21 protein-coding genes are annotated in these 24,770 nt (G+C 71.9%); 10 read left to right on the top strand and 11 right to left on the bottom strand.

Annotation, left to right across the window (positions count from 1 at the left end; genetic code table 11):
* Positions 1 to 56: 56 nt before the first annotated feature.
* Together ASG95_RS04830 and ASG95_RS04825 are read left to right on the top strand one after the other, a co-directional pair.
* Complete coding sequence (locus ASG95_RS04830) at positions 57 to 1,808, top strand: ABC transporter ATP-binding protein (protein WP_056923045.1); 1,752 nt, start codon at positions 57 to 59, stop codon at positions 1,806 to 1,808.
* A 38-nt stretch (positions 1,809 to 1,846) separates the two neighbouring features.
* Positions 1,847 to 3,610: an ABC transporter ATP-binding protein gene (locus ASG95_RS04825; RefSeq protein WP_056923259.1), complete on the top strand. Its 1,764-nt coding sequence runs from the start codon at positions 1,847 to 1,849 to the stop codon at positions 3,608 to 3,610.
* Positions 3,611 to 3,744: 134 nt separating this feature from the next.
* On the opposite strand, the gene ASG95_RS04820 is transcribed toward ASG95_RS04825, so the two are convergent.
* From ASG95_RS04820 to guaB, 4 genes are all read right to left on the bottom strand, one after another.
* A complete protein-coding gene (locus ASG95_RS04820) occupies positions 3,745 to 5,463 on the bottom strand; it encodes a GMC oxidoreductase (RefSeq protein WP_056923046.1) in 1,719 nt (572 codons plus the stop codon).
* Entirely contained in the window at positions 5,460 to 7,052 is a 1,593-nt protein-coding gene (locus ASG95_RS04815) for a succinic semialdehyde dehydrogenase (protein ID WP_056923047.1), read from the bottom strand. The genes ASG95_RS04820 and ASG95_RS04815 overlap by 4 nt, the downstream gene beginning before the upstream one ends.
* 119 nt (positions 7,053 to 7,171) lie before the next feature.
* Positions 7,172 to 8,293 (bottom strand): GuaB3 family IMP dehydrogenase-related protein, encoded by a 1,122-nt coding sequence (locus tag ASG95_RS04810; RefSeq protein WP_056923048.1) that lies wholly within the window; start codon positions 8,291 to 8,293, stop codon positions 7,172 to 7,174.
* Positions 8,294 to 8,668: 375 nt separating this feature from the next.
* Complete coding sequence (gene guaB / locus ASG95_RS04805) at positions 8,669 to 10,270, bottom strand: IMP dehydrogenase (protein ID WP_056923049.1); 1,602 nt, start codon at positions 10,268 to 10,270, stop codon at positions 8,669 to 8,671.
* A gap of 236 nt (positions 10,271 to 10,506) precedes the next feature.
* Between guaB and ASG95_RS04800 the strand changes: the two genes are divergently transcribed.
* Positions 10,507 to 10,800: a WhiB family transcriptional regulator gene (locus ASG95_RS04800; RefSeq protein WP_056923260.1), complete on the top strand. Its 294-nt coding sequence runs from the start codon at positions 10,507 to 10,509 to the stop codon at positions 10,798 to 10,800.
* Positions 10,801 to 10,836: 36 nt separating this feature from the next.
* Complete coding sequence (locus tag ASG95_RS04795) at positions 10,837 to 11,061, top strand: RNA-binding S4 domain-containing protein (RefSeq protein ID WP_056923050.1); 225 nt, start codon at positions 10,837 to 10,839, stop codon at positions 11,059 to 11,061.
* 33 nt (positions 11,062 to 11,094) lie between these two features.
* Here ASG95_RS04795 and ASG95_RS04790 read toward each other — a convergent pair whose 3' ends face one another.
* The 3 genes from ASG95_RS04790 to groES form a co-directional block, all read right to left on the bottom strand.
* Positions 11,095 to 12,573 carry a hypothetical protein gene (locus ASG95_RS04790; RefSeq protein ID WP_057376744.1) on the bottom strand — a complete coding sequence of 493 codons (1,479 nt, stop codon included), beginning with the start codon at positions 12,571 to 12,573 and terminating at the stop codon, positions 11,095 to 11,097.
* A gap of 146 nt (positions 12,574 to 12,719) precedes the next feature.
* Positions 12,720 to 14,339 carry a chaperonin GroEL gene (gene groL / locus ASG95_RS04785; RefSeq protein ID WP_056923052.1) on the bottom strand — a complete coding sequence of 540 codons (1,620 nt, stop codon included), beginning with the start codon at positions 14,337 to 14,339 and terminating at the stop codon, positions 12,720 to 12,722.
* Positions 14,340 to 14,433: 94 nt separating this feature from the next.
* Entirely contained in the window at positions 14,434 to 14,727 is a 294-nt protein-coding gene (groES, locus tag ASG95_RS04780) for a co-chaperone GroES (RefSeq protein WP_056916628.1), read from the bottom strand.
* A gap of 259 nt (positions 14,728 to 14,986) precedes the next feature.
* Between groES and ASG95_RS04775 the strand changes: the two genes are divergently transcribed.
* From ASG95_RS04775 to ASG95_RS21975, 4 genes are all read left to right on the top strand, one after another.
* Positions 14,987 to 15,805 (top strand): GNAT family N-acetyltransferase, encoded by an 819-nt coding sequence (locus tag ASG95_RS04775; RefSeq protein ID WP_057376743.1) that lies wholly within the window; start codon positions 14,987 to 14,989, stop codon positions 15,803 to 15,805.
* Positions 15,806 to 15,891: 86 nt separating this feature from the next.
* The gene (locus tag ASG95_RS04770; protein WP_057376742.1) at positions 15,892 to 16,224 is read left to right on the top strand and encodes a DUF6299 family protein; all 333 of its coding nucleotides are present in this window, start codon (positions 15,892 to 15,894) and stop codon (positions 16,222 to 16,224) included.
* Positions 16,225 to 16,304: 80 nt separating this feature from the next.
* Complete coding sequence (locus ASG95_RS04765) at positions 16,305 to 17,537, top strand: hypothetical protein (protein WP_057378727.1); 1,233 nt, start codon at positions 16,305 to 16,307, stop codon at positions 17,535 to 17,537.
* A gap of 126 nt (positions 17,538 to 17,663) precedes the next feature.
* A complete protein-coding gene (locus ASG95_RS21975; protein ID WP_057376741.1) occupies positions 17,664 to 18,371 on the top strand; it encodes a hypothetical protein in 708 nt (235 codons plus the stop codon).
* Between the two features lie 68 nt (positions 18,372 to 18,439).
* Here the strand turns inward: ASG95_RS21975 and ASG95_RS04755 are convergent, their stop codons facing one another.
* Positions 18,440 to 19,273: a PfkB family carbohydrate kinase gene (locus ASG95_RS04755; protein ID WP_057376740.1), complete on the bottom strand. Its 834-nt coding sequence runs from the start codon at positions 19,271 to 19,273 to the stop codon at positions 18,440 to 18,442.
* Entirely contained in the window at positions 19,273 to 20,253 is a 981-nt protein-coding gene (locus ASG95_RS04750; protein WP_057376739.1) for a nucleoside hydrolase, read from the bottom strand. The genes ASG95_RS04755 and ASG95_RS04750 overlap by 1 nt, the downstream gene beginning before the upstream one ends.
* Positions 20,254 to 20,331: 78 nt before the next feature.
* On the opposite strand from ASG95_RS04750, the gene ASG95_RS04745 reads away from it, so the two are divergent.
* A complete protein-coding gene (locus tag ASG95_RS04745; protein ID WP_235543386.1) occupies positions 20,332 to 21,588 on the top strand; it encodes a glycoside hydrolase family 3 N-terminal domain-containing protein in 1,257 nt (418 codons plus the stop codon).
* A gap of 40 nt (positions 21,589 to 21,628) precedes the next feature.
* Here the strand turns inward: ASG95_RS04745 and ASG95_RS04740 are convergent, their stop codons facing one another.
* Complete coding sequence (locus tag ASG95_RS04740; protein WP_057376738.1) at positions 21,629 to 22,063, bottom strand: MaoC family dehydratase; 435 nt, start codon at positions 22,061 to 22,063, stop codon at positions 21,629 to 21,631.
* A 200-nt stretch (positions 22,064 to 22,263) separates the two neighbouring features.
* On the opposite strand from ASG95_RS04740, the gene ASG95_RS20695 reads away from it, so the two are divergent.
* A complete protein-coding gene (locus tag ASG95_RS20695) occupies positions 22,264 to 23,877 on the top strand; it encodes an alpha/beta hydrolase (RefSeq protein WP_082592333.1) in 1,614 nt (537 codons plus the stop codon).
* A gap of 276 nt (positions 23,878 to 24,153) precedes the next feature.
* On the opposite strand, the gene ASG95_RS04730 is transcribed toward ASG95_RS20695, so the two are convergent.
* Positions 24,154 to 24,678, bottom strand: coding sequence for a hypothetical protein (locus ASG95_RS04730; protein WP_056923059.1), 525 nt, complete (start codon positions 24,676 to 24,678; stop codon positions 24,154 to 24,156).
* Positions 24,679 to 24,770 lie beyond the last annotated feature (92 nt).

The following is a 24,770-nucleotide window of genomic DNA, read 5'->3' as shown; positions in this document are numbered from 1 at the left end:
GCGGGCGGAAAATCGGTGTCGGGGTGTCGTCGCCGCGGCATACGGTGGGGATCCTGATGCAGACGATCCCGTTCCCCGACCCCGGCCGACCCGACACCCGTAGCACCACCCGGTTCATGCTCTGGGTCGGTCGGCAGCAGTGGCGCACCCAGGTGCTCGGGATGCTCGCGGGGATGGCATGGATGCTGGCGATCGCGCTCGTGCCGGCCGCCGTGGGCAAGGGCGTCGACGACGGCATCGTCCCCGGCGACCTGGGTGGCCTGGTCCGCTGGGCCCTGGTGCTGATCGGGCTGGGTGCGATCTGCGCGGTCACGGCTGCCATCCGGCACTACTTCGCCGTCTACAACTGGCTGTTCGCCTCCTACCGCGGCGCACAGCTCACCGCCCAGGGAGCCGAGCGCGCCGGGCCGGCACTGACGCGCACCATGCCGTCGGGCGAGGTCGTCGCCGTCTTCGCCAACGACGTGATGCGGCTCGGCGGCCTGTACGACGTGATGGGCCGGTTCTCCGGCGCCGTCGTGAGCTACGCGGTCGTCGGCGCCATCCTGCTCGCCGCGTCGCCGGCCCTCGGGTGGCTCGTGCTGCTCGGTGGCCCGGTCATGCTGGCCAGCCTGAGCCTCATCGTGCGGCCGCTCCAGCGCCGCCAGGCGAGGCAGCGCGAGGAGGCCGGGCGCCTGACCACGCTCGGGGCCGACACGGTCGCGGGGCTGCGCGTGCTGCGCGGCATCGGCGGGGAGCAGACCTTCCTGCGCCGCTACGAGCAGCAGTCGGCCAGGGTCCGCGAACGCGGGTTTCAGGTGGCCGGCATCCAGGCGGCGCTGGACTCCGCCGAGGTGCTCATCCCCGGCATCTTCGTGGTCCTGGTGACCTGGCTCGGCGCGCGCGAGGCGGTGACCGGTGACATCACCGCCGGTCAGCTGGTGGCCTTCTACGGCTACACGGCGTTCCTCACCATGCCGCTGCAGACCGCGATCGAGGTCGTCGACCGGGGCATCCGGGCGCAGATCGCGGCGGGCAAGATGCTCCGCGTCATGGCAGTCCAGCCCGACCACGACGCCGCCAGGCCGAGCACCGTCCCCGTGCCGCCCGCCGACGCCGACCTGGTCGACCCGTTGTCCGGCACGGTGATCCGCGGCGGCCTCCTGACGGCCATCGTGTCGGCGCGGCCCGAGGAGTCGTCCGCCGTGGCCGACCGACTGGGTCGACACGGACCCGGCCCGCACCAGACCACCTGGGGTGGAGTGCGACTCGACGACCTGTCGATCGCCGACGTCCGCCGGCACGTCGTGGTCAGCGAGCCCGACCCGCGACTGTTCACCGGGGTGCTGCGCGAGCAGCTCAGCGGCCACGCCAACGGGCGCCCATCGGCCGACGGCACCGGAGGTGGCCACGCCGACCGCGAGGTGCTGGCCGCGCTGACCACCGCGAGCGCCCTCGACGTCCTCGACGCCGTCGCCGACGGCCTCGACGGCACGGTCGAGGAGCGCGGACGGTCCTACTCGGGCGGTCAGCGCCAGCGCCTCGCCCTGTCGCGGGCGCTGCTCACCGAAGCCCCCGTGCTCGTCCTGGTCGAGCCGACCAGCGCGGTGGACGCCCACACCGAGGCCCGCATCGCCGGCCGGCTCGCCGAGCACCGCCGCGGCCGCACGACCGTGGTCACGACAGTCAGCCCGCTGCTGCTCGGCCAGGCCGACGAGGTCGTGGTGCTCGAGGACGGGCTGGTCACGCTCACGGGCACGCACCGCGAGCTGCTGGACCACCCGGCATACCGACACATCGTGATCCGCGGAGAGGAGGACGACCAGTGATCACCGACCACGCCCGTCGCACCCTGCCGATCGCCGACATGGCTGGGGTCTGGCAGCACACCCGCGGGCTCGTGCGCGAGCACCGCGGCCTCGTGGCGCGGGTGCTGGGGCTGCACGCGCTGGCGGCGCTCGCGGCGCTGGCCGCCCCGTGGCTGGTCGGCCGGCTCGTCGACGTCGTCAGCGGCCACCGCGGAGACACCGGCACCGTCGACAAGATCGCGATCGGCCTGGCCGTGGCCGTCGTCGCGCAGACGGCGCTGACCTGGGCTGCGCGACGGTGGTCGTTCATCCTCGGGGAGACCGTGTTCGCCGAGCTGCGGGAGCAGTTCGTCGGCCGCGCGGTCAACCTGCCGCTGTCGACGGTCGAGCGAGCCGGCACGGGTGACCTCGTGGCCCGCACCACCAACGACGTCGAGGCCCTGTCGCACGTGGTGCGGTTCGGCATCCCGTCGCTGTTCGTCGCGTCGATGACGGTGCTGATGACGACCGTGGCGGCGCTGTTCACCTCGCCGCTGGCCACCCTGCCGATCCTGCTCGGAGTGCCGTTCTACTGGTTCTCGACGAGGCGCTACCTGCGGCACGCGTCCGACGGCTACCTCTGGGAACGCGCGACCTACGCCCAGCTCAACGGCGTCGTCGCCGAGACCGTCGACGGGGCGCGCACGATCGACGCCCTCTCGCTCGGCGACGCGCGGCGGACCCGGTTCCACGACGCCCTGCGCGAGTGCTTCCAAGCCGAGCGCTACACCCTCAACCTGCGGCTGCACTGGTTCCCGGCGGTGGTCTTCGGCTACTACGTGCCGACGGCCGGCGCGGTGCTCTGGGGCGGCTGGCTGGCGATCAACGGCCACATCAGCGCCGGGGCGGCCACCGCCGTCACCCTCTACATCCACCAGATGACCAACCCGCTCGACGAGGTGCTCGGCTGGCTCGACGAGATCCAGGTCGGCGCGACCTCCCTGGCGCGCGTCATCGGGGTGGGCGACGTGCCGCCCGACCGTGTCGCGACCGGGGAGGAGCCGGACGGTTCCGACCTGGCGGTCGACGACGTGCGCTACGCCTACCGCCCCGGGCACGACGTCCTGCGCGGCGTCTCGCTCGACCTGCGACCCGGCGAACGGCTCGCCATCGTCGGCCCGTCCGGCGCGGGCAAGTCCACGCTCGGCCGCCTGATGGCCGGCATCGACGGCCCTCGCGAGGGCAGCGTCGAGGTCGGAGGCGTGCCGCTGGTCGACCTCACCCTCAGCCGGCTGCGCGGAGAGGTGGCCCTGGTGACCCAGGAGCACCACGTCTTCGTCGGCACGCTGGCCGACAACCTGCTGCTCGCCCGACCGGGTGCGTCGCGCGACGAGCTCGACGACGCCCTGCGGGCGGTCGACGCCCACGAGTGGGTCGCCGGGCTGCCCGACGGCCTCGACACCCAGGTGGGCAGTGGTGGCCACACCCTCAGCGAGGCGCAGTCGCAGCAGGTCGCGCTCGCCCGGTTGGTGCTCGCCGACCCACACACGCTCGTCCTCGACGAGGCCACCTCGCTGCTCGACCCCCGCGCCGCGCGGCACCTCGAGCGCTCGCTCGCCGCCGTGGTCGAGGGGCGCACCGTGGTCGCGATCGCCCACCGGCTGCACACCGCGCACGACGCCGACCGGGTGGCAGTGGTCGAGGACGGCGTGGTGACCGAGATCGGCACGCACGACGAGCTGGTCGCCGCCGACGGCCCGTATGCCGCGTTGTGGGCCTCCTGGCGCGACCAGCCCGGTGCGGCGTCGGGGGCCACCGGGAGAAATGTTTCAGGGGCGCCGTAACCCCCGCTCACCAGCGTCGTTGTCTGGGTGGTGTGGCTGGAGACCCACCCCCCGGCTCGTCTCCAGCCACACCGCTGAGGCGGTGGTCGACGCAACGCAGGGGCGTGCGTCGCCCACCGCCTTTCGCGGTGGGGTCAGACCCTGGCGCTCTCGTGGGTGTACCGCGTGACGGCCGGGTGGCCGGCCTTGACCGCCTCGAGCCGGCGGTAGGCCGCACCCTGAGCCGGACGAGGGTCGGCCTCCCCCTTGTTCGGCCACAGCGACATGGCTCGCTCGGCCTGGGCCGTGATGGTCAGCGAGGGGTTGACGCCGAGGTTCGCCGAGACGGCCGAACCGTCGACGACGTGCAGGTCGGGGTAGCCCCAGACCCGTTGGTAGGGGTCGAGCACCCCGCGCTCGGGACTCGAGCCGATCGTCACGCCACCGAGGAAGTGGGCGGTCAAGGGGATGTTGGCGATCTCGCTGACGCTGCTGCCCGCGAACGCCCTCAGCCCGGTCGCCGCGCTGAGCCGCACCGCCAGTGCCTTCATCGCCTCCTGGCCGGCCGGGATGTAGGTCGGGTTGGGCTCACCGTGGCCCTGCCGCGAGGTCAGGCCTCGCCCGCCGAAGAGCCCGCTCGTGCCGTTCACGTGCAGGGAGTTGTCGCGCGACTGCATGATCAGGCCGATGACGGTCCGCTCGCTCCAGCGGTACTGCGAGAGCGACCGGAGGAAGACCACGGGGTGCCGCACCACCTCGACGACGAACTGGGCCGGCCGCGGCAGCTCGCCACCCGGCACCAGGATCGTCGCGAGCAGGCCCATCGCGTTGGAGCCCCTGCCGTACCGCACGTTCTCGACGTGGGTGTCGGCGTCGGGGTGGAACGACGACGTGATGGCGACCCCGTGAGAGAGGTCCAGACCCGGCTTGACCTTCTCCAGCATCACGCCGTTGACGGCTTCGGAGTTGGTCCGGGTGAGGTGGCCGAGCCGGGCCGACAGCCCTGGCAGCACGCCCGTCTGCCGCATCGAGTGCAGCAGCTTCTGGGTGCCCCACGTCCCCGCCGCGAACACCACCTGGTCCGCGGTGACGGTATGCCGCGCCCGCCGGAACCACGCGCCGCTCGCCTCGTGCGTCACGGCATACCCACCACTGCGCCGGGGGGCCACGCGGACGACGGTGCGCATCGGCTCGATGGTGACCCCGAGCTTCTCCGCGAGGGCCAGGTAGTTCTTGACCAGGGTGTTCTTCGCGCCGACCCGGCAGCCCACCATGCAGTTGCCGCACTCGGTGCAGCCGGTGCGGTCCGGGCCGGCGCCACCGAAGTAGGGGTCGGGGACGCGCTTGCCGGGCATGCCGTAGAAGACACCGGTCGGGGCCTTCCGGAACGTGTCGCCGACCCCGAGGTCCTCGGCGGTCTGGCGCATGACGTCCTCGACGACGCCCTCGCAGGGGTTGGTGACGACGCCGAGCATGGTCGAGGCGGTGTCGTAGTGGGGCGCCAGCTCCGCCTGCCAGTCGGTGATGTCACCCCACTGGCGGTCGGCGAAGAACGCCGCGGGCGGGACGTAGAGGGTGTTGGCGTAGTTGAGCGAGCCGCCACCGACGCCCGCCCCGGCCAGGATCATCACGTCGGGCAGGCGGTGCACCCGTTGCACGCCAAAGCATTTCAGCTTGGGCGCCCACAGGTAGCTGCGCAGGTCCCACGAGGTCTTCGCGAAGTCCTCGTCGCGGAACCGGCGGCCGGACTCGACGACGTGCACGCGGTAGCCCTTCTCGGCCAACCGCAGCGCCGTGACCGAGCCGCCGAACCCCGACCCGACGACCAGGACGTCGTAGTCGCTGCCCGAGCCGCCCGGAGGCGCACCCGTCACGCGCGCCCCACGGACTTGAGCACCCGCAGTGCGGCGGTCATCAGGCGCGCATAGGTCTCCTCGCTCATCCCGGCGACCGGAGCGATGGGCAGGAGGTACTGCGCGGTGACGTTCTGCGACTCGGTGTACTTGAGGATGCCCTCGCTGCCGTGCCGCCGCCCCACGCCGGACTGCTTCATGCCACCCATCGGGGCCGCGACGCTCCCCCACGCCGCGGCATACCCCTCGTTGACGTTGACGGTGCCGGCCTTGATGGCGTTCGCGATCCGGCGGCCACGGGCCACGTCGCGGGTGTAGACCGCGGCGTTGAGGCCGTAGTCGGTGTCGTTGGCGAAGCGGATCGCCTCCTCGTCGCTGTGCACGCGGTAGATCGCGACGACCGGGCCGAAGGTCTCGTCGTCACGCAGTGCCATCGCGGCGGTCACGCCCTCGAGGACGGTGGGCTCGTAGAAGTACGGGCCGACGTCGGGGCGGGCGCGCCCACCGGTGAGCACCCGCGCGCCCTTGGAGCGGGCGTCGTCGACGTGGGCTGCGACGCGCTCCAGCTGGTGGGCGGAGACCAGCGAACCCATGTCGGTGCCGTAGGCCAGCTCCGCGCCGAGGCTCAGCTGATCGACGGCGGCCACGAACCGCCGGGTGAACTCGTCGGCCACGGCTCCGTGCACGAGCAGCCGCTCGATCGAGATGCACAGCTGGCCGGCCGACGAGAAGCAGGCCCGCACCGCACCCTCGACCGCCTTGTCGAGGTCCGCGTCGTCGGCGACGTACATCGAGTTCTTGCCGCCGAGCTCGAGTGAGTAGCCGACCAGGCGTCCGGCGACCGAGGTGGCGACGCGTCGCCCGGTGTCGGTCGAGCCGGTGTAACAGACGTAGTCGGTCAGGTCGACGACCGCCTGCCCCACCGACGGCCCGTCACCCAGGACGACCTGCAGCACCGACTCGGGGAGCCCGGCCTCGGTGAGCAGCTGCACGGCCTGCAGGGCGGTCAGCGACGCTTGCAGGTCCGGGCGCAGCACGACGGCGTTGCCGGCCATCAGGGCCGGGATCGCGTCGGTGATCGCGAGCGAGAGGGGGTAGTTCCAGGGGCTGACGATGCCGACGACCCCTCGGGCGTGGTGGTGCACCGTGCTCTGCGTCAGCACCGGGAACAGCCCCGCGCGACGGCGCGGACGCAGGTATGCCGCGGCGGAGCGGGCGTAGTGCCGCGCCACGATCGCGACGTCGGCGACCTCCTCGAACGCCTGGCGGCGGGTCTTGCCCGACTCCAGCTGCACGATGTCGAGCAGCTCGACCTGCCGCTCGAGCACGAGGTCGTGGTAGCGCAGGAAGATCCGCTCACGCAGCTCCATCGGCGTGCGCGCCCACTCGCGCTGGGCCGCGCGGGCGGCGTCGACCGCGACGGCGACGTCCTCACGGGTCGACAGCGGCAGCGACCCGAGCGGTGCTCCGGTGAGCGGGGTGTGGCTGACGTGGTGCCCGGCCCGGGGCGCCGCCACCACCCGTCGGGCCAGCCGTCGGACCAGGGCCGGGTCCACGGCATACGTGGCGGTGGGGTCGGTCTCGGGGTCGGCGACGACATCGTGGGCCATGCCTCGCAGCCTAGGTCCGGCGACCGCTTCTTACCAGTAGTAAGTTAGCGACCTTGCCCACACCGCCCGTCCTGCGACCTGGGCGCCCCCCCGGGTGCTCAGGCTGCGGAGACGGGTCCTCAGCTGCGCTGGTAGGGAGCGACGACGACCTCGACCCGCTGGAACTCCTTGAGGTCGGAGTAGCCGGTCGTGGCCATCGCCCGGCGCAGCGCACCGATGAGGTTGCTCTTGCCGTCGGCCGTGCGACCGGGGCCGAAGAGGATCTGCTCGAGCGGCGCGAGCGCCCCGACCTCGACCCGCTCGCCGCGCGGCAGCTCGGGGTGGTGTGCCTCGGAGCCCCAGTGCAGCCCGCGACCGGGCGCGTCGGTGGCCCGGGCGAGCGCCGCACCCAGCATGACGGCGTCGGCCCCACAGGCCACGGCCTTGACGATGTCGCCGCTGTCCCCCATGCCGCCGTCGGCGATGACGTGGACGTAGCGGCCGCCGGACTCGTCGAGGTAGTCGCGGCGGGCAGCGGCGACGTCGGCGATGGCGCTGGCCATCGGGGCGTGGATGCCCAGGGTGCGACGGGTCGTGTGGGCCGCTCCCCCGCCGAACCCGACCAGCACGCCGGCCGCACCGGTGCGCATGAGGTGCAGGGCAGCCGTGTAGGACGCGGCGCCACCGACGATGACCGGCACGTCGAGCTCGTAGATGAACCGCTTGAGGTTGAGCGGCTCGGCGCGCCCGGACACGTGCTCGGCGCTGACGGTCGTGCCACGGATGACGAACAGGTCGACCCCCGCGTCGACGACGGTCTTCCAGAACTGCTGCGTGCGCTGCGGGCTGAGCGCCCCCGCCGCCGTCACACCGGCCTCGCGCACCTGGCGCAGCCGCTCGGTGATGAGCTCGGGCTGGATCTCGGCGGCGTAGATCTCCTGCATCCGCGCAGTCGCCAGCGCCGGGTCGAGCGTGGCGATCTCGGCGAGCAGTGGCGTCGGGTCCTCGTAGCGGGTCCAGAGCCCTTCGAGGTCGAGCACGGGCAACCCACCCAGCCGGCCGAGGGCGATCGCGGACTCGGGCGACATCACCGAGTCCATCGGTGCCGCGATCACGGGGATGTCGAAGTGGTAGGCATCGATCTGCCAGCCCACCGACACGTCCTCGGGGTCGCGGGTGCGGCGCGACGGCACCACGGCGATGTCGTCGAAGGAGTACGCGCGGCGACCGCGCTTGCCTCGGCCGATTTCGATCTCAGTCACCGCGCAAGGCTATCGGCAGCCGACCGGTGCGACGCGCCACCGCCCACCCCGCGGCCCACGCCACCGCCCACCGCGGGGTCCGCCGCGCAGGGCCCGGGCACGGGACGACGCCCCGTCGCCGGGTGAGGGGGGCGACCGGCGACGGGACGTCTTTGGATCGTCGCGACCGACCGCAGCCCGTCAGCGACGACGTTCAGTGGGACCCCTGCTCGGACTCGTGAACGTCCGTGTCGCAACCCTAGGTTGCGCACCCGCGGGGCGACTCACCCAGATTGCGTATGCCGTTCTGGACGCCGGGCAGACGCCCGTCACCACGGCGCGCGGCGGGCCGGCCACGCGGCATACCGGTGGTCCTGCAGGGACGCGACGGGGCGGTCAGCGACCGCTGTAGTTGGGCGCCTCGACGGTCATCTGGATGTCGTGCGGGTGGCTCTCCTTGAGCCCCGCGGAGGTGATCCGCACGAACCTCCCGCGGGCCTTGAGCTCGGGGAGGGTCGGTGCGCCGACGTAGAACATCGACTGCGCCAGGCCACCGACGAGCTGGTGCACGACGTTGCCGAGCGGGCCGCGGTAGGCGACCTGGCCCTCGATGCCCTCGGGCACGATCTTGTCGTCGCTGGCGACGTCGGCCTGGAAGTAGCGGTCCTTCGAGAACGACTTCTTGCCGCGCGAGGCCATCGCCCCCAGCGACCCCATGCCGCGGTAGGACTTGAACTGCTTGCCGTTGACGAAGATGAGCTCGCCCGGCGACTCCTCGCAGCCGGCGAGCAGGGAGCCGAGCATGACGGTGTCGGCGCCCGCGACGATCGCCTTGGCGATGTCGCCGGAGTACTGGAGGCCGCCGTCCCCGATGACGGGGACGCCGGCCTTGCGGCAGGCGAGCGAGGCGTCGTAGATGGCGGTCACCTGTGGCACACCGACCCCGGCGACGACGCGGGTGGTGCAGATCGAGCCCGGGCCGACCCCGACCTTGACGGCGTCGACGCCCGCGTCGACGAGCGCCTGGGCACCGGCACGGGTGGCGACGTTGCCGCCGATCACCTGGACGTGGCGGGTGGCCGGGTCGGACTTGAGGCGGCGGACCATGTCGAGCATCAGCCGGGCGTGGCCGTTGGCGGTGTCGGCGACGAGGACGTCGACCCCGGCCTCGACCAGGGTGGTGGCCCGCTCCCACGCGTCGCCGAAGAAGCCGATGGCCGCACCGACGAGCAGCCGGCCGTGGTCGTCCTTGCTGGCGTGGGGGAACTGCTCCGACTTCACGAAGTCCTTGACCGTGATCAGCCCGGCCAGGCGCCCCTCGCCGTCGACCAGCGGCAGGCGCTCGCGCTTGTGCTGGCGCAGCAGGGCGGTGGCGTCCTCGCGCGAGATGCCGACCCGACCCGTGACCAGCGGCATCGGGGTCATCACGTCGCGCACCAGGGTGGTGGCCCACTCGGCGACCGGGGTGAAGCGCAGGTCGCGGTTGGTGATCATGCCGAGCAGGTGGTCGCCCTCGTCGACGACGGGCAGGCCGGACACGCGGTACTCGCCGCACCGGCGGTCGAGGTCCTCGAGCGTGGCGTCGGGGCCGATCGTCACCGGGTTGCTGATCATGCCGGTCTGGGTCCGCTTCACCAGGTCGACCTGGTAGGCCTGGTCCTCGATCGACAGGTTGCGGTGGAGGATGCCGATGCCACCCTGGCGGGCCATGGCGATCGCCATCCGCGACTCGGTGACGGTGTCCATCGCCGCCGAGACCAGCGGGATGCGCAGCGACAGCTCTCGCGTCAGCCGGGCGGTGGTGTCGACGTCGGAGGGGATCACGTCGGTCTCGCCGGGGAGCAGCAGGACGTCGTCGTAGGTGAGCCCGAGCTTGCCGAACGGGTCGTGCTCCTCGGGCTCGGGAGCGGCGGCCGCGGCAGGGGCGGGACCCGGTGCAGCGGAAGGAGCGGACTCCTCCAGGCGGTGACGGTCGTCGAGGTCCACACCAAGGCTCATTGCCCAATCGTAACCGGCCCCACCGACCGCCCACGACGACCCTCCGGACGACCCCACCGAGCCGGGTCACGACCAGTCACGCGACCGGGGCCGACTGGCCCGTCCACCATCTGGGACGGCCCGCTCCGGTGTGAACGGCCTTGAACAAACCCTTACGTTACGGCCCTGTTTCCGCAGGTCACGCGACGGTAGCGTCCGAGAGGTGCGGCATCGTGCCGCGGGAGATGAGGACGACAATGGCTGAGTTGTCACGGCTTCCAGGACCCGTAGCCGACCTGTGGGAATGGCAGCTCGACGGGTCCTGTCGGCAGATCAACCCAGAGGTCTTCTTCCACCCCGAGGGTGAGCGTGGCCCGGCCCGCCGCTCCCGCGACTCGCAGGCCAAGGAAGTCTGTCTGGCCTGCCCGGTCCTCAAGCAGTGTCGCGAGCACGCCCTCCGCGTCCGCGAGCCCTACGGCGTGTGGGGTGCGATGACCGAGGACGAGCGTGAGGCGTACTACGCCGGCCACGCCGTCCCCGCCGCCAGCTGACCGACGCCGCCAGCTGACCGACCTAGACTCGACTGCGTGAGCAGCCCTGTCGACGTCCCCATCCGCGACGAGTCCATCCGGCTCGGCCAGCTCCTCAAGCTGGCCGGCGTGGTCGACGACGGCGCGATGGCGCGCTCGGTCATCGAGCTCGGCGAGGTGGCCGTCGACGGCGCCGTCGAGGTGCGCCGAGGCGCGCAGGTGCGCCCCGGCCAGGTCGTGACGTATGCCGGGGAGTCACTGCACGTCGTCGCCGGCGGCTGAGCGCCGCCTCACCGGGCGACGGGCCCGTCGGCATCACTGGGCGACGAGCAGCGCGCGGAGCATGTCGCGGGTCTGGGTGCTGACCGCCCAGTTGTCGCGCGACTGCCAGTCCACCGAGAAGACGTCAGCGCAGTTGCTGCTCAGCTCGAGCATCCGTCCGTTCTGCAGCCGCGCCTCGACGACGAACAGCGACGTCCCGGCCGTGCAGGTGCTTCCCGCCTGCGTCCTCGACCCGCGCCGGGCGAGGTCGGCATTGAGCTGTGCCAGCTGGGGTGCGCCCATGACGTTGGTGCGGATCGGCCGGAAGCGCGGCACGGCGGTGGCCACGGCCCGGGGGTGCAGGCAGGCGGTCGCGGCCTCGAGCACCGTCCCACGGGGCAGGCTCGGCGGCGCCAACCCTGGAGGGGCGAGCGACTTGCCCAACACCGTCGGGCAGCCGAGGAACTGGCTGCCGGGCGCGCCCAGGATGTCGCTTCCCGCGCCCTGCTCCGCCAGCGCCGTGTAGTAGCTGGCCAGCGCCGGCCAGCCGTTGCACGCCAGACCCTCGTTGGCGTAGGTCCGCACGGCGCCGTCGGTGCCCAGGAGCACCAGCCGGAAGGCTGGTCCCGTGGGCAGGTCCGGGCACTCGGTGCCGGAGGTGCGAGGAGCCAACACCAGGGCGTCCACGGCGAGGGGCTCGCTGACCGGCGCATCAGGCGGCAGCGACCCGGACCAGACCGAGCCCTCGTCGGTCTGCGCGCACACCAGCACGGCCGACACGGTGCGACTCAGCGGCTCGGTGGTGGCCTGCGGCGGGGTCGGCGGCGCGAGGGAGTCGCGGCAGGTCACCGCGGACGGCTGCGGAGTGGGGAGCGGGGCCACCCGGTCGGGGTCTCCGCCCGCGAGGATGCCTCCGATGGCCACGGCCGCCACGAGGGCCACTCCCCCCAGGGCCCACCCGCGCACGCCACGCCAGCGGGCGGCATACGGTCGCGTCTGCTCGAGGAGCCCGGCCACGGACGGGTCCTGCGGTGGCAGCGCGTCGAGCACCACCCGGAGGCGGTCTTCGTCGAGGCTGAGTCGGCCGCCGACCGTGTCGAGGGCATGCAGCCGGTGTCGCCGTGCCGCGGCGACGTCGTCGTCGAGCGCCGCGGCGACCTGTCCGTCGGAGAGGCCGTCGAAGGTCCACAGCACCAGCGCCACCCGCTCGCGCGGACCCAGCTCGGCCAGTGCACCCAGCACGTCAGCGCGGGACGGCGGGTCGGCCACGCGCTCGGCCGACCGGCGGACCCGGGCATGGCGCCGGCGCAGGTAGGTCTCCACGAGCGCCCGCCGCAGCTCGGCGTCGTACGAGCCCGCACCGACGTGCGACAGGTGGCGCCACTGCGGCCAGCTGCGCGCGAGCGTCGTGCGCACGAGGTCCTCGGCACCCCGGTCGTCCCCCACCAGCAGCCAGGCGGTCCGCAGCAGGTCGGCCCCCCGGGCGACGACGTACTCGTCGAAGCTGGGAGGTTCGGCGAACCGGTCCGCCATGGCCACCTTCGTTCTGCGCCACCCTGCGCTTCGCTGCGCTGATCAAATCGTAGGCCGCCGGTTCGCGGGCGGGCACGGCGAAGGCCCGCCCCCCGTGTCTTTGGACGACAACGGGGACGGGCCTTCGACGAGAGTGTGCCTCCGGGTCAGTGACCGTGGCCGTGGCCGTGACCGCCACCGGCGGACTCGGTCTCGTCTTCCTTCTTCTCCACGACGAGCGTGTCGGTGGTGAGCACCATCGACGCGATCGAGGCGGCGTTGACGAGCGCGGAGCGGGTGACCTTGACCGGGTCGATGACGCCGGCCTTGATCAGGTCGCCGTACTCGCCGGTCGCGGCGTTGAGGCCGTTGCCCGGGGTGAGCTCGCGCACCTTGGAGACGGCGACGTAGCCCTCCATGCCGGCGTTCTCGGCGATCCAGCGCAGCGGCTCGGCCGACGCCTTCTTGACGATCAGCGCACCGGTCGCCTCGTCGCCCTCGAGGTCGAGGTCGTCGATGACGGTGGCAGCGTGGACGAGGGCGGAGCCGCCACCGGCGACGATGCCCTCCTCGATGGCCGCGCGGGTCGCCGAGATGGCGTCCTCGATGCGGTGCTTCTTCTCCTTGAGCTCCACCTCGGTGTGGGCACCGACCTTGATGACGCAGACGCCACCGGCGAGCTTGGCGAGGCGCTCCTGGAGCTTCTCGCGGTCCCAGTCGGAGTCGGTGCGCTCGATCTCGGCCTTGATCTGGTTGACCCGGCCGGTGACGTCGTCGGAGTTGCCGCCGCCGTCGATGATCGTGGTGGTGTCCTTGGTGACGACGACGCGGCGGGCCTGGCCCAGCACCTCGAGGTCAGCCTGGTCGAGCTTGAGGCCGACCTCCTCGGAGATGACCTGGCCACCGGTGAGGGTCGCCATGTCCTGGAGCATCGCCTTGCGACGGTCGCCGAAGCCGGGAGCCTTGACCGCGACCACGTTGAACGTGCCGCGGATCTTGTTGACCACCAGGGTCGACAGCGCCTCGCCGTCGATGTCCTCGGCGATGATCAGCAGGGGCTTGCCGGTCTTGACGACCTTCTCCAGCACCGGCAGGACGTCGGCGATGGCCGAGATCTTGCCCTGGTTGATGAGGATGTAGGCGTCCTCGACCACGGCCTCCATGCGCTCTGCGTCGGAGACGAAGTAGGGCGAGATGTAGCCCTTGTCGAACTGCATGCCCTCGGTGAACTCGAGCTCGGTGGTCGCCGTCGACGACTCCTCGACGGTGATGACGCCGTCCTTGCCGACCTTGTCGAATGCCTCGGCGATGGTCGACCCGATCGTCTCGTCCTGGGCGGACAGTGCGGCGACCTGGGCGATCTCTTCCTTGCCCTCGATCTCGCGGGCGGTCTCGAGCAGCCGGGCGTTGACGGCCTGGACTGCTGCGTCGATGCCGCGCTTCAGGCTGGCCGGGGCGGCACCCGCGGCAACGTTGCGCAGGCCCTCCTTGACCATGGCCTGGGCGAGCACGGTCGCGGTGGTCGTGCCGTCACCCGCGACGTCGTTCGTCTTGGTGGCGACCTCCTTCGCGAGCTGGGCGCCGAGGTTCTCGTAGGGGTCCTCGAGCTCGATCTCCCGGGCGATGGTCACGCCGTCGTTGGTGATCGTGGGGGCGCCCCACTTCTTGTCGATGACGACGTTGCGGCCCTTCGGGCCGAGCGTCACCTTGACCGCGTTCGCGAGCGCGTCAACGCCGCGCTCCAGCGACTTGCGGGCGGAGTCGTTGAACTCCAGCGTCTTAGCCATGAAAGTCCTTCTCTAGTCTGTCGGGTTGAACGCGACGTGCCCTGTATGCCGCGTAGCCGGCATACAGGGCACGTCACTCACGAGGTGCGGATGCTCAGCCGACGATGGCGAGGATGTCGCGAGCGGAGAGGATGAGGTACTCCTCGCCGCCGTGCTTGATCTCGGTGCCGCCGTACTTGCTGTAGATCACGCGGTCGCCGACGGTGACGTCGAGCGGGACGCGGTTGCCGTTGTCGTCGATGCGGCCCGGGCCGATCGCGAGGACCTCGCCCTCCTGGGGCTTCTCCTTCGCGGTGTCCGGGATGACGAGGCCAGACGCGGTGGTCTGCTCGGCCTCGACGGACTTGACGACGATGCGGTCTTCGAGCGGCTTGATGGAAACCGACACGGTGAGGACCTCCCCTTCGGGAATGTCGAAGTTGGACAGTGGTGGTGGTGCAGGGTGCTGCCGATCCGGTCGCCGTCGCGGGGGTCGACCGGCTGGCTGCGTTAGCACTCGGCGAACCGGAGTGCCAATGCAAATCTAGGCTCGTGGTTAGCACTCGGTCAACTCGAGTGCCAGATCTGGTCAGGGAGTTCGCCGTGGGCGGACGGCGGAGGCCATATCCGGTGGCGCCGAGCACCCCCGAGCGGGCAGTGTCTGGCGCATGACCACCCCCACGAGCGACCCCGCGGTCCTGCTCCGCGCCTACGACGAGCAGCTGCGCGAGGAGCTCTCCTCCGCCCTCACCACACCCAGGCTCGGGCCGCTGGTGCTCGCCACCTACCTGGGGGGCCGGGGTTTCATCACCTACCAGAACCTGGACGTCGACGGTCGACCCGCTGACGAGGACTCGGTCCGGCAGCTCGTGGAGCAGGCGCTCGCCCACTACGAGGCGATGCCCGAGATCCAGCGGGTCGAGTGGAAGACCCGCGGCCACGACCACGCCCCCGGCCTGCACGAGGCGCTGGTCGCCCACGGCTTCGTCCCCGACGAGCCCGAGTCGGTGATGATCGGCGAGGCCCGCCTCCTGGCCGTCGACATCGACCTGCCCGACGGGATCGTGGTGCGCCGGGTCACCGACGAGGACGAGGTCCGCGCGATGCTCGCGATGCAGTCCGAGGTGTTCGGGGACGACCCCGAGGAGGCCGAGGAGCACGTCATCCAGCTCCTGCACCGGCTGCGCACCCGCGACGACATGGAGATGTGGGTGGCCGAGCACGACGGCGTCGTGGTCAGCGCCGGCCGGCTCGAACCGGTCGAGGACACCGACTTCGCCGGGATCTGGGGTGGTGCGACGCGACCGGAGTACCGCGGGAAGGGCATCTACCGCGCCCTCACGGCGGCACGGGCGCGGTCGGCCATCGGCTACGGCAAGCGCTACATCAACAGCGACTCGACCGAGTTCTCCCGACCGATCCTGGAGCGGTCCGGCTTCGTCAAGGTCTCGACGACCACCCCGTACGAGTGGCGACGCACCCGCTGAGAACTCGCCACAACCAAGAGGCCCTGTCGTGCGTCTGAGTGGATGAGGGTTCCATCGGAGTCCCAGACACGGCCGGGGGGTCACCAGTGAAGTTGACGCACGCAGTCACGCTCGATGCCGTCGGCACGCTGGAGGCCGGCGCCGCGCGACTCACCGGCACCTACTCGTGCTCCGGCAGCGGTGCGGTGACCGTGTCGATCTCCGGATCACTGACCCAGGGGTCCGACGTCGAGGGCATCTCCTCTCCGGTCGACGGCGTGTGCGACGGAGCCGCCCACCCGTGGAGCCTCGTCATGAGCGGGCCGAGCGCTTTCCAACCCGGTCCGGCCCAGGGCGAGGTGACGGTCAGCGCCTGCGCGGGTGCCCCCTGCACCCACGACACGGCGCGCGGCCAGGTCACCCTCTCCCCGGGGGCCTGACCGCGGTCGCGGGTCCCAGCCCCCGGTCGGGGTGCCGGGACCCGCGACCTCAGCGCGCGGCATACGCAACAATGCGCGACATGGACCTGGCCCTGCTGCGACGGCTGACCACCGGCGAAGGCTGGGGTCTGCTGCAGTCGCTGCCCCCGTACGAGGAGTCGGGCGCGCTGGCCCTGCAGCAACGGCTTCGCGGCGCCGGCTTCGACCCGGACCTCGTGGCGGCTGCGCTCAACCAGGCCAGGCTGCGCGCGCGGGCCGTCGAGAAGTTCGGCGAGTTCGCCCGCGGCATGGTGCTGACGTCCGACGGGCTGGAGCAGGCGACTCGCCTCGGCGTCGCCGCGCAGCACGCCCAGCGCTACCGGGCTGCCGGCATCCACACCGTTCACGACCTCGGCTGCGGCATCGGCGCCGACGCGATGGCGATGGCCGGGCTCGACCTGCGGGTCCGCGCGATCGACGCCGACGAGCTCACGGCCGGCATCGCGGCGGTCAACCTGCGGCACTGGCCCGACTCGACCGCGCAGCAGGGCGTCGTCGAGGAGTTCACCGCCCCGGCCGGCGAGGGTGGTCGCGGGGTCGGTGCCTGGCTCGACCCGGCGCGCCGCACCCCGGGCGTCGCCGACGTCACGGGTCGGACCCGGCGGATCTTCAACCTGGCCGAGATCTCCCCGAGCTGGACCACCGTGCAGGAGGTCGCCCGGGCCCTCCCCGCGACGGGGGCCAAGCTCAGCCCCGCCTTCCCGCACGCCGCCCTGCCCGCTGGGTCCGAGGCGCAGTGGACCTCGTGGGAGGGCGACGTCGTCGAGTGCGCCGTCTGGTGGGGCCCCCTGGTCCGGACCGCGGGCCGCAGCGCGGCGCTGCTGCGCGCCACCGGTCCCGCGGTGGTGGTCACCGAGGCCGACATGGACGGCGATGCCCCACCGCTGGTGAACCTCGCCGACCTCGGCGGCTGGCTCTACGAACCCGACAAAGCAGTGCTCCGGGCCGGCCTCGTCGGCGCCCTGACCGCCGCGACCGACGGGGCCGAGCTCGATGCCGGGGTCGGTTACGTCGGGTCGAGCCGGTCCGTCGACGTCCCCTTCGCCAGGCGGTATGCCGTGGTCGAGGCGATGCCCTTCAACGTCAAGGCACTGCGTGGCTGGCTGCGCGACCACGGGATCGACCGGCTGACCATCAAGAAGCGCGGGGTCAGCGTCGACGCCGACCTGCTCCGGCGCCAGCTCCGGCTGCCGGCAAAGGGGCATCAGGAGGCGACCGTCGTCCTCACCCGGGTCCGCAGCAACCAGGTCGCGCTGATCGTCAACCCGGCCTGACCCGACCTGACCCGGTCTGACCCCACCGGGGCAACCGGAGGCAAAAGCAGGCAATCCGGGGCAAGCGGTGCCCGGAATCGCCGGGAGTTGGCCCTGCGCCGTTACCATCTCGTATCCTCGGCGGCGATGTCCTCCCCTCACTCCACCGGTTCCGGCCGCCACCGTGGCACCAGCCCCCGACCCACGACCCTGCTGTCCCGGGCGTGGCGACGTCCGAGCCACCGCTCGGCCGTCAAGGGCCTGGGCCTGGCTGCGTCGGCCCTCGGGGTGGCCACCGCGTTCGCCGCCCCTGCGCCGGGTGCCTCCTTCGAGCTGACCGCTGCCCAGGTGCAGCAGCAGCCCGTGGTCGCCCGCGCCGAGGCCCTGTCGGCCCCCGCCCGGGTCGCGGACTACGGCGTCATCGGGTTCACCGCGAAGGCCGCCGCCAAGCCGAAGGCCACGGCCACCGCGGCCGCCAAGAGCGCCCGGACGGACACCGGGATCTCCCGCAACACTTCTCGGGTCGGGCTGGGCAACGTCGGCGGGATGACCCCGAACGCGATCGCCGTGATCAACGCCGTGAAGGCGGAGTTCCCCGGCTCCGGACCGTTCGGTGGCTACCGCCCCGGCGACCCGCTCGACCACGGCACCGGCCACGCGGTCGACATCATGTGCAGCACGGCCGAGGGCAACGAGATCGCCAGCTTCCTGCAGGCGCACGCCGGCGAGCTCAACATCAAGTACCTGATCTGGCGCCAGCGCATCTGGTACCCCGGCGGCAGCTGGCAGGGCATGGAGGACCGCGGCAGCGCCACGGCCAACCACTACGACCACGTGCACGTCTCGGTCTTCTAACCCGGTTCGATGTAAACGCGCCGGTGATCACCGGCGGGTTTACCTCGAACCGGTGGGGCGCGAGGTCGCTAGAGCTCGGGGTCGAGCTGCGCGCCTCTGTGCCGGACCGCATCGGCCCCGGCCTGGCTCGCTGCCCTGATCGCCGCGTGCCGGTCCGCTCCGCGTGCCAGCGCCGCAGCAAGGGCACCGCAGAACGCGTCGCCGGCCCCGGTGGTGTCGACCACGTCAGCCGCGTCGACCGGTATGCCGTCGTGCCGCTCGCCGTCCCAGCTGCAGCCCGCGGCGCCGAAGGTCACCAGCAACGAAGTGGACTGGGCGTCGCTGTCCGCGAGCTGGAGTGCCTCGTGCTCGTTGACCACCAGCGGGTCGGCGAGGGCCGCGACATCGTGCGGGAGGGCGGCATACGGGGCGGCGTTGAGGACCACCCGCGCTCCGGCGCCGTGGGCGAGCCGGGCTGCGGCCGCGACGGTGCGCACCGGCACCTCGAGCTGGAGGAGGAGCACGTCACCGGCGCCCAGACCCGCCAGCGCGTCGGTCAGACCCTCGGGAGCGACCTGGCCGTTGGCCCCGGGGATGACGACGATGGCGTTCTCCCCCTCGTCGTCCACCGTGATCCAGGCCTGCCCGGTCGGCGCGCTGGTGGTGCGCACGGCAGTGACGTCGACCCCTCGGGACCGGAGCCGCTCGACGTAGGCTCGCCCACCCTCGTCGTCGCCGACCGCGGCCACCATGGCGACGTCCGCGCCCGCTGCGGCCGCAGCAACGGCCTGGTTGCCACCCTTGCCGCCGGCGAACCGCTCGAGCGCTCCGTCGGCCAGGATCGTCTCCCCCGGACCGGGGTGGCGCTCGACGGCGGCCACGAGGTCGACGTTGAGCGAGCCCAGCACCACGACCCGGCCCATCAGCGCATCCCCCCGCCGACCGTGTCGAGCCAGAGGGTCGCGTAGCGCTGGGCGTCGACCTCGAGGCAGACGTCGATGGTCGACCGGGCCTGCCCGTGCGGGTCGTGGTGGAGTCCGGCCGACCAGTCGCGGCGGTCGACGATCGTGCGACCTCGCGACCAGGTGCCGGCCAGCTCGACCCGCACCGGCAGGCGTTCGCGGCGGACCCCGGCCGGCTCGAGCACTGCACAGACGGCGCCGGCGTCCCCGATCGTGGCGTCGACCGTCCCGAACCGCTCGCACTGGAACGCGATCAGCCGCCCGGCGAGGTCTGCGGCGTCGCGGCCCCCGGGGGCGGACAACATTCGTGCGGTCTCCTGACCAACCCGCGGGGCGTAGAAGACGTCCAAGCCATACATCGTCACCTGGATGTCGAGCTCGGCACTGGCGTCGAGCACCACGGCAGCCGCCTCGGGGTCGTGGAACACGTTGAACTCCGCGGACGCCGTCGCGTTGCCGACCTCGGCCCCGCCGCCCATGAAGACGATCTCGCGAATTCCCTTGGCAGCACTGGGATACGTGCGCAGGAGTAGGGAGATGTTGGTGAGCGGTGCGAGTGGGATGAGGGTGATCCGGCGGTCGACGTCACCCTCGGCGGCCTCCAGGAGCAGGTCGCGCAGGAGCTCCACGGCGTGCCGCGGGTCGGGCTGCCGCTCCGACTTGGGCCAGTCGAGGTCGCCCATGCCGTCCTGCCCGTGGACGTGCCGGGCGTCGACGGGCTCCTCCAGCAGCGGGCGGTCGGCACCCCTCGCGACGGGCACGTCGCGCCGGTCGGCGGCGTCCAGGACGGTGAGGGTGTTGGCGACCACCGCGTCCACTGCGGCGTTGCCGCCCACACAGGTCACGGCGCGCAGGTCGAGGGCTGGGTGCAGCGCCGCGAGGAGCAGCGCACACGCGTCGTCGACGCCGGTGTCGACGTCGAGCACGACGGGAATGGCCATGCCGCGATCCTGCCAGAGGGAGCCGCGCGCGCCCGGCGCGGTTTCGTCGCAGCTGGGCCAGCGGGATAGGTTCGGGCGGTGACTGAGCACCCGGCCCGCCACGCCCGCGTCCTCCTGACCGGACTGGCAGTGCTGGCCCTGACCACGACGGCCGCCTGCGACTCGGGCACCCCGGGGGCTGCCTCGACGGCCACGGACACGAGCACCTCGTCCGGCAGCTCGTCCTCGTCCTCCTCCTCCTCCTCCTCGAGCCCGAGCTCGTCGACCTCCGGCTCGACGACGACCACCGCTGCGCCCACGTGCGGCGAGCAGCTGGCCAGTGCGATGACCCCGGCCCAGCGCGCCGGACAGCTCCTGATGGTCGGGCTCCAGCCCACCGGCAGCTCGCGCACCCTGGCCGCCCAGGTGAAGAAGCAGGATCTCGGTGGCGTCATCTACCTCGGCGGGTGGTCCAACGGCGCGACCTCCATGGCGACCATCTCGGCCCGCCTCCAGGGCGCCGCCCCCGACGGACTGCTCATCGCTGCCGACCAGGAGGGTGGCCAGGTGCAGCAGCTGCGAGGCGCGGGGTTCACCCGGATGCCCTCCGCGCGCACCCAGGCCGAGTCCGGCGTCGCCACCGAGGAGAAGAACGTCGAGACGTGGTCGCGCGAGCTGAAGAAGGCCGGCGTCAACATCAACCTCGCCCCGGTCAGCGACACCGTGCCCACCTCGCTCGGGGCGGCGAACCAGCCCATCGGCCGCTACCGCCGCGACTTCGCCCCCGGCTCGCCCAAGACCAATGCTGCGTATGCCGCGGCGTTCGTCCGCGGGACCCTGGCCGCCGGCATCGCCCCGACCGTGAAGCACTTCCCCGGCCTGGGCCGGATCACCGGCAACACTGACGTCAGCAGCACTGGGATCACCGACCGGACGGCTGACGCCGACGACCCCTACCTCGCGCCGTTCGCCGCCGGGATCGCGGCGGGCGCACCTCTCGTGATGGTCTCCTCGGCCTACTACCCGAAGCTCGACGCGGACCACCAGGCGATGTTCTCCAAGGCCATCGTCACCGGGCTGCTGCGCGACACCATGGGATTCAAGGGCGTGGTCATCACCGACGACGTGGGCGCGGCCAGGGCGGTCTCGGCGGTCCCGGTCGGTCAGCGGGCGACCCGGTTCATCGCGGCCGGCGGCGACATCGTGCTGACTGCTCGGTCGTCGCAGGCGTCGGTCATGCTCAAGGCGATCGCGGCGAAGCGGGCTGCCAGCCCGGCGTTCGCCGACCAGGTGGACGCGGCAGCCGCACGGGTGCTCGACCTCAAGGCCGACCTCGGCCTCGTGAAGTGCAGCTGACCCGGACCAGCCGTACCAGCTGAGAGCGGAAGGCTCGACGTCATCCCTGCGCGGCAGACAGGTCCATGGTCCAGCACACGGCGTCGCCCTCGACGGCCACCACTGCGTCGTCGCGGATCACGCGGACGTCCAGCCTGGTGATCGGCTTGTCGTGCCGCACAGCCGTGACGGTGACCTCGCCGGTGATGGTGTCTCCGGGGCGGACCGGCGCGAGGAACCGAAGGTTCGTCTGCATGAAGACCGTGCCAGGCCCCGGCAGTCGTTCGGCGACGACGGCGTTGAGGATCGCGCTCGTCACGCCCCCTTGGACGACGATGCCGCCGAAGGGAGTGCGCCGCGCGGCTTCCTCGTCGTAGTGGAGTGGGTTGCGATCGCCACTCAGGCTGGTGAACAGCGCGATGTCTTCCTTGGTGATGGTCCGGGACAGCGAAGCCTGTTCGCCCACCAGGGGCGCCCGGTTCGACCACGTGCTCATGACTACCTCGTACTCCGTCGGCGGAACTGGTGTGCTCCAGTCGTTCTCGATGAGATGCACGGTAGGGAGCCGACCTTTCGCAACCCTTCCGCGCAGGCCGCCCGCGTTCGCGGAAGGTCTGTGGAAGGGACGTCGATACCTTGGTGAGGACCACCCGCACCACTCGACGGGTCCGAGCACCAGGCAGGAAGATCGAACGCATGGCCAGCACCGAACACCGGGTCGTGGTCCACGTCCAGCTCCTGGGTGACGTCGTGGTCCGCGTCGGGGAGCGAGCGGTCATCGCTGGCGCGCGGGGTCGTCGAGACCCGATCCGCCTCGCCGAGTACCTCGCGCTGGCGCCCGGGCGACGCGCCCACCGCGAGGTGGTGGTGGAGGCCCTGTGGCCGGACGCCTCGCTCGACTCGGTCGGCAACCGGCTGCACACGGCGGCTCACTACCTCAGGCGCGCGATCGGCATACCGGAGAGCGTCACGTTCACCGCCGGCACCGTGGCGCTGTTCCCCGGGGACCTGGTGGACGTCGAGGTCGACGCAGTCGTCTTCGAGCGGCTGGCCCGGACCGCTCTGGACCCGCAGTCCTCGCCCGAGGAGCGGGCGTCCTGCGCGGAGCGCGCCCTCGACCTGTATCAAGGCGACCTCCTGCCGCACGAGCTCTACGAGGACTGGGCCTTCCACCACCGGCAGCGCCTTCAGCTGCGGCATCACGAGCTGCTCCGGAGCAGCGGCCGGTTCGCAGAGCTCGTGGCCCTCGACCCGGTCGACGAGGAGGCGCGAGTGGCGCTGATGCGCGAGCTGCTGGACGCCGGAGACCGTGCCGGGGTGCTGCGCCACTTCACCGCGCTGACCGACGCGCTGGAGCGTGAGCTGGGGATCGGACCCAGCGCCGAAGCCAGCGCCGTGCGGGACCTTGCCCTGACGCCGATCGTGCGGCCGGCGGCGCCGGTCGCGTCTCCGCGGGCTGCGACTCTCGCCGACCAACGGGTCAGCTTCTGTCATACGCCAGACGACGTGCGGCTCGCCTACGCGGTCAGTGGATCTGGCCCGCCCTTGGTGAAGGCGTCGAACTGGCTGACCCACCTCGACCACGACTGGGAGAGCCCCATCTGGCAACCGTGGTGGAGCGCGCTCTCGCAGCGACACACCCTCGTGCGTTACGACGAGCGCGGTTGTGGTCTCTCGGACTGGGAGGTGGCCGACGACTCCTTCACGCTGGAGGCGTGGGTGCGTGATCTCGAGACCGTCGTCGACGCGATGGCACTGGAGCGCTTCCCGCTCCTCGGCATCTCCCAGGGCGGACCGATAGCCATCACGTATGCCGCGCGCCACCCCGAGCGCGTATCTCACGTCATCGTCTACGGCACCTGTGCCCGGGCCACCTGGGCTCGCGCGGACGACAGCCTGCGACGCGAGCTGGTGGCGTTGGGGGAGCTGATCAAGACGTCCTGGGGCGGCGACCAACCGGGCTTCCGACAGGTCTACGACGCGCGGTTCCTGCCCGACGGTCCGCTGGAGAGCTGGCGTGCCTTCGACGAGCTGCAGCGACGCTCAGCCTCAGCTCGCAACGCCTATCGCTTGTGGCGCGCGTTCGGAGACCTCGACTGCACCGAGGCCGCCCGCACCCTCGACGTGCCGACCCTGATCATGCACTCGTCGGACGACCTGGTCTGGTCCTTCGCCGAGGCAGAGGAGCTGCATTCCATGGTCCGCGGGAGCCGGCTGGTCAGGCTGGACAGCAAGAACCACATCCTGCAGGGCGCAGAGCCCGCGTTCGGGGTGTTCGTCGACGAGGTCCACTCCTTCCTGGCCAGCTGACCGGACCGCACCGAGTCGATGGAGGAGACCGTGTCGATGGAGGAGTATGGGGTAGACACGCCGCATGCGTATTGGAAGCGTGGACGTCCGGCCCCTCGGGGGCACAGCAGGCTGCCTCACGATGATCCTCGTGTCAGTGCTTCTCTCGGTCGTGCTGACAGTCGGGCTCAACCTGCTCTTGCGCTGAGCTACGCGCGTGAGGACCTGCCCAACCGTGGCCCAAGGTCGACGGGGTCGAGACGATTCCCGTTCCCCGTCCGGTGGGACGCGCGTGCCTCAGGACGGCAGCCACTGCTGAGCGCGGGCCACGCGAAGCTGGTCTCGTCCGTTGCCGAGGGCGCCCTTCTCCTTGCGGAAGCCGCCGCCGGCCCAGGCGGAGTCGTCCACTGGTGGCGGTTCGGCACCGTCCCAGGCCGCGTACCCGCCCAACAACCCGAAGGAGGCCTCCGCCAGCAGCACGTGGTCAGCCAAGGCGCGCAACGCCTCGGGCGGACATGCGGCCAGGAACTGCCCGGGGTACTTCTTCTCGGCGAAGACGACGAGGTGCGCCAGGCGGAAGGTGTCGTCGACAGTCAGGTGTGCGCCCGACGCCATGCCGGTCCGGACTGCGTCGAGCACGGCCGAGCGGTGTGGCGCCGTGAGCTCCAGCATCGCCTCTCGGTGCGCGTTCTCGAGGGCGTCGGCGGGGGCGGAGCGCAACAGGTAGCGGTACTGGCGCACGAACGGGTCCGAGTCGTCCGGAGCCGTCGCGACGGCCGGACTCTCTGGGACCCCGTGACCCCGGCCGAGTGCTCGGCGCATGGTGCAAGGCTAGGCTCGCGGCCCGGCGACACGCCAGAGTCGACGAAGCTGCGGCTTCGAGGCTCTGAACCCTGGGGCTCCGTGCCCCGCCG

This window comes from Phycicoccus sp. Soil803 (genome assembly GCF_001429685.1).
Taxonomy (GTDB): Bacteria; Actinomycetota; Actinomycetes; order Actinomycetales; family Dermatophilaceae; genus Pedococcus.
This window is presented reverse-complemented; position numbering and strand designations above follow the sequence as displayed.

What these genes read in the sequence shown, in the direction of transcription:
- ASG95_RS04830 (WP_056923045.1), top strand. Translation starts at nt 57, where the DNA reads ATGCAGACGATCCCGTTCCCCGACCCCGGCCGACCCGACACCCGTAGC.
- ASG95_RS04825 (WP_056923259.1), top strand. Translation starts at nt 1,847, where the DNA reads ATGGCTGGGGTCTGGCAGCACACCCGCGGGCTCGTGCGCGAGCACCGC.
- ASG95_RS04815 (WP_056923047.1), bottom strand. Translation starts at nt 7,052, where the DNA reads ATGGCCCACGATGTCGTCGCCGACCCCGAGACCGACCCCACCGCCACG.
- guaB (WP_056923049.1), bottom strand. Translation starts at nt 10,270, where the DNA reads ATGAGCCTTGGTGTGGACCTCGACGACCGTCACCGCCTGGAGGAGTCC.
- ASG95_RS04800 (WP_056923260.1), top strand. Translation starts at nt 10,507, where the DNA reads ATGGCTGAGTTGTCACGGCTTCCAGGACCCGTAGCCGACCTGTGGGAA.
- ASG95_RS04790 (WP_057376744.1), bottom strand. Translation starts at nt 12,573, where the DNA reads ATGGCGGACCGGTTCGCCGAACCTCCCAGCTTCGACGAGTACGTCGTC.
- groL (WP_056923052.1), bottom strand. Translation starts at nt 14,339, where the DNA reads ATGGCTAAGACGCTGGAGTTCAACGACTCCGCCCGCAAGTCGCTGGAG.
- ASG95_RS04775 (WP_057376743.1), top strand. Translation starts at nt 14,987, where the DNA reads ATGACCACCCCCACGAGCGACCCCGCGGTCCTGCTCCGCGCCTACGAC.
- ASG95_RS04765 (WP_057378727.1), top strand. Translation starts at nt 16,305, where the DNA reads ATGGACCTGGCCCTGCTGCGACGGCTGACCACCGGCGAAGGCTGGGGT.
- ASG95_RS21975 (WP_057376741.1), top strand. Translation starts at nt 17,664, where the DNA reads ATGTCCTCCCCTCACTCCACCGGTTCCGGCCGCCACCGTGGCACCAGC.
- ASG95_RS04755 (WP_057376740.1), bottom strand. Translation starts at nt 19,273, where the DNA reads ATGGGCCGGGTCGTGGTGCTGGGCTCGCTCAACGTCGACCTCGTGGCC.
- ASG95_RS04750 (WP_057376739.1), bottom strand. Translation starts at nt 20,253, where the DNA reads ATGGCCATTCCCGTCGTGCTCGACGTCGACACCGGCGTCGACGACGCG.
- ASG95_RS04740 (WP_057376738.1), bottom strand. Translation starts at nt 22,063, where the DNA reads ATGAGCACGTGGTCGAACCGGGCGCCCCTGGTGGGCGAACAGGCTTCG.
- ASG95_RS20695 (WP_082592333.1), top strand. Translation starts at nt 22,264, where the DNA reads ATGGCCAGCACCGAACACCGGGTCGTGGTCCACGTCCAGCTCCTGGGT.
- ASG95_RS04730 (WP_056923059.1), bottom strand. Translation starts at nt 24,678, where the DNA reads ATGCGCCGAGCACTCGGCCGGGGTCACGGGGTCCCAGAGAGTCCGGCC.